Origin of the sequence: Arthrobacter sp., from assembly GCF_048266065.1 — a bacterium.
GTDB lineage: Bacteria > Actinomycetota > Actinomycetes > Actinomycetales > Micrococcaceae > Arthrobacter_H.
Map to the genome: position 1 here is coordinate 209,940 of NZ_JBLXAH010000008.1, position 7,520 is coordinate 217,459.

Genomic DNA, 7,520 nt, shown 5'->3' on the forward strand with positions numbered 1-7,520 from the left:
CCCTGCCCGGCTCAGCCGTGCTGGCGGAGCACCACTGTGATGACCATGCCCACGGCAAACAGGATGCTGTATCCCAGGTTGATGAACCCCGTCTGCTTGAGGACGGGGATCAGTGCCTTGCGGTCGCGGCTCTTGAGCATGACCCACGAGGGCATCAGGCACAGTGGGGCCACGAGCACCACGAGCATCAACCAGGGATACTCACGGACCAGCAGCAGGGGAAGCAGGATCGGCAGCGCCAGCATCAGCACGTAGGAGACGCGGGCCCACTCATCGCCCAGGCGGACCGCAAGCGTCCGTTTGCCCACCTCGCGGTCCGTCGGGATGTCCCGCACGTTGTTGGCCATCAACAACGCAGTGGCGATCAGACCCGTCCCGCAGGCCCCGATCCAGGCGGCCGCGGGAAGTTGGAGGATCTGGGTGAAGGTGGTTCCCAATGTCGCCACCAGGCCGAAGAACAAGAAGACGAACACATCGCCCAGCCCCTGGTATCCGTAAGGGCGTTCACCGCCGGTGTAGCCCCAGGCAGCGAAGATGGCCGCCACCCCGACCAGCAACAGGGGCCAGGCCTGGGAGAGCAGCACCAGGGCCAGGCCCGCGACCGCTGCGGCGCCAAAGCAGGCGAAGGCGGCGGCCTTGACCTGGGCCGGTTTCGCCGCGCCGGAACCGGTCAGCCGCAGCGGACCCACCCGGACATCATCGGTTCCCCGGATGCCATCGGAGTAGTCATTGGCGTAGTTGACGCCGATCTGCAGCAAGAGCGAGACGAGGGCCGCCAGGAGGGCGCGAAACCACCAGAAATGGCCGTCCACCCCGTAGGCCGCTGCCGTGCCGATGATGACGGGGGCAACCGCCATCGGGAGGGTGCGCAGCCGGGCGCCTTCGATCCATTGGGCGGGCGTGGCCACAGGTGGTTCCTCTCGGTAGGATGCTGGCGGTTTCTCCAGCGTCCTATTCTCTCCCCGCGCCAGCCAACAGGGAAATTGCCGCCTGGCGGTCGGGTTTGCCGCCCGGCAGCACCGGCAGGTCGGCGACCGCCAGCAGCCGATGTGGAACCGCAGCCCGCCCCAGCGCGGCCCGGACTGCATCGCGGATGTCGGCGGCGTGGGCCCGGCCCGTGACCAGTGCGCCGACCGCCGAGCCCCATTCGGGGTCCGGCACGCCGACCACCAGGGCGGAACCAACGCCCGGCACTGCCTCGATCGCCGTGGCAACGGCCCCGGCCGAGACCTTCACCGCCCCCGTGTTGATCACGTCGTCGATGCGGCCTTCCACCGCCAGGGTCCCGTCGGTGTAGGAGCCGAGGTCATCGGTGGTGAACCAGCGGGTTCCCTCGCCGTCGACGGAAAAATGCGCGTCGGTCAGTTCAGGGTTCCCCAGGTAACCGCCGGCGACCACGTCGCCGCCGAGCCGGATCCTGCCCTCGACGGTGGCGATGCGCACCCCGGGCAACGGCTCGCCGTCGTACACACAGCCGCCACATGTCTCGCTCATCCCGTAGGTCCGGATGATCTTCAGTCCGTGCGTGCGGGCTGCGGCGCGCAGTGGTTCCGAGGTGGCCCCGCCACCGAGCAGGATCGCGTCGAAGCGGCGCAGGGCCGCGATGGCCCGCTCCGCCGGATCCTCCAGCAGCCGGGCCAGCTGGGTGGGGACCAACGAGGTGATCCGCACCCGGTCGGTCAACTCCCCGGCGGCCGCGGTGAAGGCCTCGGGGGTGAACCGGGCCTCCAGGTCCATCGCCCAGGGGCGGGTCCCCGCATACAGGCTGCGGGTCAGCACGGCCAGGCCGGCCACATAGTGCACGGGCAACGCCAGCAGCCACTGCCCCTCGGCACCGAGGCGTTCTGCCGTCGCCATCGAGGAAGCGGCCAGGGAATCGATGGGCAGCACGGTCCGCTTCGGTGTGCCGGTGGATCCGGAGGTCCGCACGACGGCGGCACTTCCCTCGGGGGCGTCCCCCGCCTGGTGGAGGCGGTGGCTGCCGGGGGATTCGCCCGGCAGGACCTCGACGGCGGGGCCCTCCTCGTTCAGTGCGGCTGCCAGGGCGGACAGGAGCGGGTCGAGGTCCATGCGTCCGCCTAGAAGTAGTAGGGGTGGGATGACCAGTCGGGCTCGCGTTTGCCCAGGAACGCGTCCCGGCCCTCGACGGCCTCATCGGTCATGTAGGCCAGGCGCGTGGCCTCTCCGGCGAAGACCTGCTGGCCGGCCAGCCCGTCGTCGGCCAGGTTGAAGGCGAACTTGAGCATGCGGATGGCCTGCGGGGACTGCCGGGCGATGTCGGTCGCGTATTCCAGGGCGACCTCCTCGAGGCGCTCGTGGTCCACCGCCTCGTTCACGGCCCCCATCGTGACCATGTCCTCCGCGGAATATTCGCGGGCCAGGAAGAAGATCTCCCGGGCATTCTTCTGGCCGATCTGCCGCGCCAGCAGCGCCGATCCGTAGCCGGCATCGAAGGAGCCGACCGTCGCGTCGGTCTGCTTGAACTTGCCGTGTTGGCGCGAGGCGATGGTCAGGTCGGACACGACGTGCAGCGAATGCCCGCCACCGGCGGCCCAGCCGTTGACGACGGCGATGACCACCTTGGGCATGGTGCGCATCAGCCGCTGCACCTCCAGGATGTGCAGCCGTCCGGCGCGGGCCGGGTCGATCGATTCGGCGGTGTCGCCTTCGGCGTAGCGGTAGCCGTCGCGGCCCCGGATGCGCTGGTCGCCGCCGGAGCAGAAGGAATGCCCGCCGTCCTTGGGGGAGGGCCCGTTGCCGGTCAGCAGCACCGCCGCAACGTCGGAGGTCATGCGCGCGTGGTCCATGGCGCGGAAGAGCTCGTCGACGGTGCCGGGGCGGAAGGCGTTGCGCACCTCTGGGCGGTCGAAGGCAATGCGCACGGCGGGCAGATCGCGCACGATCGTGCCGTCGGCGTCGCGTTCGACCTGCCGGTGGTAGGTGATGTCCTCGAAGTCGAAGCCCTCCACGACCCGCCAACGGGTCGGGTCGAAGAGATCGGATACCTGGTCGGGAAGGGATGCAGTGCTCACCCGCACCAGTCTAGACGCGGGGCCGGTCCGGGGGCTGACCAGGACGATTAACGGCGGCGGGGGTGAGCCGGACTACACTATCGTGTCCCCTCGAACCACCCCGGCCATCTCGCAGTGCCCGGAACCCGGAAGGAATCGGCGTGCCCCACCCCGAACACCACAGCACGGCAACGGCGTCCATCACCGCCGAGGGCTACAAGAAGACCCTGACCCGCCGGCATGTCCAGATGATCGCGATGGGTGGGGCCATCGGCGTCGGGCTCTTCATGGGTGCCGGCGGCCGGCTGGCCTCGACCGGTCCGTCGCTCATCTTCTCCTACGCCATCGCCGGGCTCATCGCCTACTTCCTGATGCGCGCCCTGGGCGAGCTGATCATGTACCGCCAGTCCTCGGGATCCTTCGTCAGCTACGCCGGCGAGCTGTTCGGGGCCAAGGGCGCCTTCCTGGCCGGCTGGATGTACGTGCTGAACTGGATCATGACCGGCATCGCCGAGCTGATCGCCATCGGGTTGTACTTCCAGTTCTTCTTCCCCGCCGTCCCGATCGAGGTCTCGGCCATCTGCGCGCTGGCCCTGCTGGTGGCCGTCAACCTCTTCAGTGCCAAGGCCTTCGGGGAGTTCGAGTTCTGGGCCTCGGCCCTGAAGGTCACCGCCATCGTGCTGTTCCTCATCGTCGGGGTCGTCATGGTCGTGATGAACACCCAGATCGGCGACGGCCACGCAGCGGTCTCCAACCTCTGGGCCAGCGAGGGCGGGATGTTCCCGCGCGGTTTCTTCGTCTGCATCCTGGTCCTGAACTCGGTCGTCTTCGCCTACAACGCCATCGAACTGGTGGGCATCACCGCCGGCGAGATGGAGGATCCGGCGCGCGAGGTCCCGCGGGCCATCCGGGCCGTCGTGCTGCGCATCGTGGTCTTCTACGTCGGATCGGTGACCCTGCTGGCCATGCTGATGCCGTGGGACCAGTACAAGGCCGGCGAAAGCCCGTTCGTCACCGTGTTCGACCAGCTGGGCGCCGCCTGGATCGGCGACGTGATGAACTTCGTGGTCATCACCGCGGCCCTGAGCTCCTGCAATTCGGGGCTGTACTCCATCGGCCGTGTCTTCCGCGCGATGGCCAACAACGGGCACGCCCCGCAGTGGCTGGCCCGGATGAACAGCCGCTACGTTCCGTGGGCGGGCATCGTCACGGTCGGCGTCGTGTACCTGGTCGGCATCCTGGCCAACATCTGGCTGGGCGGCTCGCACGCGTTCGACCTGGCGCTGAACACGGCATCCATCGGTGTCATCTTCACCTGGGGGACGATCTTCGCCTGCCAGCTGATGCTGCGCCACCGCAAGGGCAGGGTCTCGTCCCTGCCGATGCCCGGCGCGCCCTGGACCAGCTGGGCCGGGATCATCTCGCTGCTGGTCATCACCGTGCTGATCTCCTTCGACAGCATGTCCGATCCCGCCACCGGCGAGGTCTACCACCTGGGTCTCTACACCATCGCCTGCATCCCGGTCATCGCCCTGGCACTATGGATTGGCTGGCTGCGGGTCCGCCGGAACCAGCCGGCGAACGAGTTCTATTCCTGATGCCGCAAGGCAAAGAACGACGCCGTGGCGCTGGCCAGGATGTGCCCGGAGCCATCGTGGACCTCGCCGGCGGCGATCGCGGAGGAGCGCCCGTAGTGCTCCACCCGGCCCACGGCCGAGACCACTCCCGAGTCCACGGTCATCGGCCGGCGGAACCGCACGTGCAGGTCGGTGGTCGTCCACGTCGTCCCGGCAGGGGAGAGGGATTCCACGCTGAACCCCAGGGCCGTGTCCAGCAACGTGGACAGGAAGCCGCCGTGGCCGGTGCCAATGGTGTTGAACTGCTGCGACTGCGGCACCGTCTCCAGGCGCACGATCCCCTCATCCGCCTGCACCGTGTGCACGCCCAGTGCCTGCAGCAGTGGCGATTCCGGCAGGTCCCCGGAGATGATGGCCCGCAGGAAATCCAGGCCCTGGCGTGATCCGGATTCGCGGCGCAACCGCTCGGAAACCGCGTTGACCTCGGTGTGCTGGGGCTGGTTTTCGTGCAAAGTCGGCATGGCCATATCGTAGGCGCGGTAGGCTCCGGGCATGGAATCGTTGCGTACCCAACAGGATGTCAATGCGACAGGGGATGTTCTCTGGAGCGTGCTCCAGGACGGAGCCCAATACTGCACCTGGGTTCCCGGTGTGGAGGACGTCGAAGGCGACGTCGAGGACGGGCAGGCCATCACGCTGGTCTCCGACGGCGGCCGCGAGCGGACCTCGGTGAAGATCGAGGCCACCACCAATCGCCGCCTGATGACCTGGCGTACCGGTGCCGGTCTCGGACTGGATAGCACCGAGCTCACCTTCGACGTCGCCGATACCGGGTTCGGCTGCACCGTGGTGTTGACGCGCACCGACGGCGGACTGCTGCACGGGCTGTTCGGCGCCGACGGCGACGGGGACCCGAAGGAGCGCCTGGAGGCCCTGGCAGCAGCGCTCGCGGCCGCCGGCGAGGCGCGGGCCAGCCGCCGGGAAACCCGTCGTGCCGTGGAGGACGAGCCGGGTGGCGCCGGCCCGGCGGATGCCCCCGGATCGGCGTTGAACCCCGGTGCGGCCGCAGTGGAACCCGACGGCGACTGAGACCCGCAGGACCAGACGCAGCGGGCCCGGAACCATCGCGATGATGGTTCCGGGCCCGCGATTCCCGCGGTGCTGCCGGTCAGCTCGTCTAATTGCGCCGGGAGCCATGCTGGCACGTCTGAGTTCGGCTACGCCTTAGCGGAATTTCGAGGCGCCTTGGGACTGGCATGGCCTATTTTGGAATACCAAACAGGTCTGACTCATAGTCACTGTGGAACGATTTTGAAGAATGGGTGTCGAGTATCGTTGGCAGTTGGAACTTCATGAGCTTAGAGGGGGGGCAAATTGAGGGAAGTCTTGCCGAGATCCAGCGATATTCGCAAGATCTATTTTAGGATTCAGCGGGGAAAGAATATTATTCCCAACCACGCTGCGTTGACGCCTAAGTTTAATCTGGAAATCACTCGTGCAATGAATCGTTTGAATTCTGAGACGGATGTTGCGGCCAGTTCTCAGCTGGAAGCACAGATATACGACCTCCTGGAGCGGAAGCGCGGTTATGAGGATCAGCACTTCGAGAAAATGCGGGATGAACTTGAAAACACGATTCTAAATCCGCCACACCACGTTCGTCTGCGCTACAGGCGTGAAAACGGGCGTCTCATCACTACGTTTAGTAAGCCGAGTTCCGCTCTGCTTCTTTTGGATAGATATGTATCGCTTACGCTAAAGCGTTGTTTTCGGGTCGAGACAAAAGGACGAGACCAGTGCATTAGGGTCCTCCTTAACGCACTGAACATCTCCAAATCAAGCAAACGGCCTGCGCATCGATCGATCATTCGCACCGATATCACCGATTTCTACGATTCGATTTCTCATCGGCTATTGCTGGAAAAACTTGAAGACCACTCTGGCGTTCCGCGTTTTGCCAAGCAACACATTCGTCGAGTGCTTGAAGGGTATGCAAAGGCACATGGACGAGATCGAGGGATTCCGCAAGGCATCCCGTCCTCAGCGGTACTTGCAGAGATATACCTCGAGATATTCGACCAGAAACTCCAAGGAGCACCTGGAGTGGTTGCCTATTTGAGATACGTGGACGACATCTTAGTGGTGGCCGAATCGAGTCGAGGCAAACATACACATCAACTTCTAAACGACCATCTTAGGAAATTAGAACTCACCGAGAACGCAGGAAAGCTTCTGAAACTGACCCACCCGTCACCGTCGGCCACAGAAATGGATTTCCTTGGGTATTCGTTTAAATTTGAGGCAAAGACTTCGCAACTGTGTGCAGTTGATATTTCCCAAGGGAAACTGCAGCGGTACTTGGCCGCAATTTCAAATATTGACAATCATGCATCACGGATTGCCTGCTGGGCAGATGAGAAGGCTGTAATTCTATTGCTCTCCAGCTTCGAATATCTCCTTTTCCCTCACGCCACAAGGCCGGCCCTAGAGGGAATGCGCATCGTGACTGGACTGGCCTACAGTGCGCGGTTCGCATTCGGGCCACTGAGCGAGCAGCAAAATCTTCGTGCCGTTATAGCTGGTTCCCAAAGGTGCTTGGGGATCCTCCTGAGCCGTCTGAAAGGTGGTAGTAAGGTCGTCACAATACCGACTTGTCCGCATTGTAAGGCGCCAGTTTCCAGATGGACTGAACTTAGTGGGCTGGAACGCGATGTCCGATTCGAAAAGATGATGAAGTTCCCCGCCAAGGAACATCGGGAGGACGCAGTTCGAGAGAAGGTCCAGCGAATCTTATGGAATGTGGAGTTTGGCGCTTTTTGGCGGTGTTCTGTGATCGTTTCGTGTCGCTAGTTGCCGATGACGAGGATGCTGGCGGCGGCCTCGATGACGTCGTCCGTGATGGTGTCCAGTTGGTTGATCTTGAGGACCCGGT

General features: G+C 64.5%; 7 protein-coding genes and 1 pseudogene. 3 read left to right on the plus strand and 5 right to left on the minus strand.

What is annotated here, in order from left to right:
• Positions 1-11: 11 nt before the first annotated feature.
• The 3 genes from ACN0TP_RS14395 to ACN0TP_RS14405 are packed head-to-tail and all read right to left on the minus strand — an operon-like array spanning position 12 to position 3,032.
• Positions 12-908 carry a 1,4-dihydroxy-2-naphthoate polyprenyltransferase gene (locus ACN0TP_RS14395; protein WP_417220026.1) on the minus strand — a complete coding sequence of 299 codons (897 nt, stop codon included), beginning with the start codon at positions 906-908 and terminating at the stop codon, positions 12-14.
• Positions 909-951: 43 nt separating this feature from the next.
• A complete protein-coding gene (locus ACN0TP_RS14400) occupies positions 952-2,070 on the minus strand; it encodes an AMP-binding protein (protein ID WP_417220027.1) in 1,119 nt (372 codons plus the stop codon).
• A gap of 8 nt (positions 2,071-2,078) precedes the next feature.
• Complete coding sequence (locus tag ACN0TP_RS14405; RefSeq protein ID WP_417220029.1) at positions 2,079-3,032, minus strand: 1,4-dihydroxy-2-naphthoyl-CoA synthase; 954 nt, start codon at positions 3,030-3,032, stop codon at positions 2,079-2,081.
• Positions 3,033-3,172: 140 nt separating this feature from the next.
• On the opposite strand from ACN0TP_RS14405, the gene ACN0TP_RS14410 reads away from it, so the two are divergent.
• The gene (locus tag ACN0TP_RS14410; RefSeq protein WP_417220031.1) at positions 3,173-4,609 is read left to right on the plus strand and encodes an amino acid permease; all 1,437 of its coding nucleotides are present in this window, start codon (positions 3,173-3,175) and stop codon (positions 4,607-4,609) included.
• On the opposite strand, the gene ACN0TP_RS14415 is transcribed toward ACN0TP_RS14410, so the two are convergent.
• Positions 4,600-5,109 carry a PaaI family thioesterase gene (locus ACN0TP_RS14415; RefSeq protein ID WP_417220033.1) on the minus strand — a complete coding sequence of 170 codons (510 nt, stop codon included), beginning with the start codon at positions 5,107-5,109 and terminating at the stop codon, positions 4,600-4,602. The two genes, ACN0TP_RS14410 and ACN0TP_RS14415, sit on opposite strands and share 10 nt — an antisense overlap.
• Before the next feature lie 31 nt (positions 5,110-5,140).
• Here ACN0TP_RS14415 and ACN0TP_RS14420 point away from each other — a divergent pair, with 31 nt between their 5' ends.
• Both ACN0TP_RS14420 and ACN0TP_RS14425 read left to right on the plus strand, forming a co-directional pair.
• Complete coding sequence (locus ACN0TP_RS14420) at positions 5,141-5,677, plus strand: SRPBCC family protein (RefSeq protein WP_417220035.1); 537 nt, start codon at positions 5,141-5,143, stop codon at positions 5,675-5,677.
• A gap of 285 nt (positions 5,678-5,962) precedes the next feature.
• Positions 5,963-7,438 (plus strand): RNA-directed DNA polymerase, encoded by a 1,476-nt coding sequence (locus ACN0TP_RS14425; RefSeq protein WP_417220036.1) that lies wholly within the window; start codon positions 5,963-5,965, stop codon positions 7,436-7,438.
• On the opposite strand, the pseudogene ACN0TP_RS14430 reads toward ACN0TP_RS14425, so the two are convergent.
• Positions 7,435-7,520: pseudogene (locus tag ACN0TP_RS14430) on the minus strand (ATP-binding protein); the annotation flags it as partial. The gene ACN0TP_RS14425 and the pseudogene ACN0TP_RS14430 sit on opposite strands and share 4 nt — an antisense overlap.

Excerpts from the sequence above, each read along its gene's own strand:
- ACN0TP_RS14400 (WP_417220027.1), bottom strand. The coding sequence starts at position 2,070 with ATGGACCTCGACCCGCTCCTGTCCGCCCTGGCAGCCGCACTGAACGAG.
- ACN0TP_RS14415 (WP_417220033.1), bottom strand. The coding sequence starts at position 5,109 with ATGCCGACTTTGCACGAAAACCAGCCCCAGCACACCGAGGTCAACGCG.
- ACN0TP_RS14420 (WP_417220035.1), top strand. The coding sequence starts at position 5,141 with ATGGAATCGTTGCGTACCCAACAGGATGTCAATGCGACAGGGGATGTT.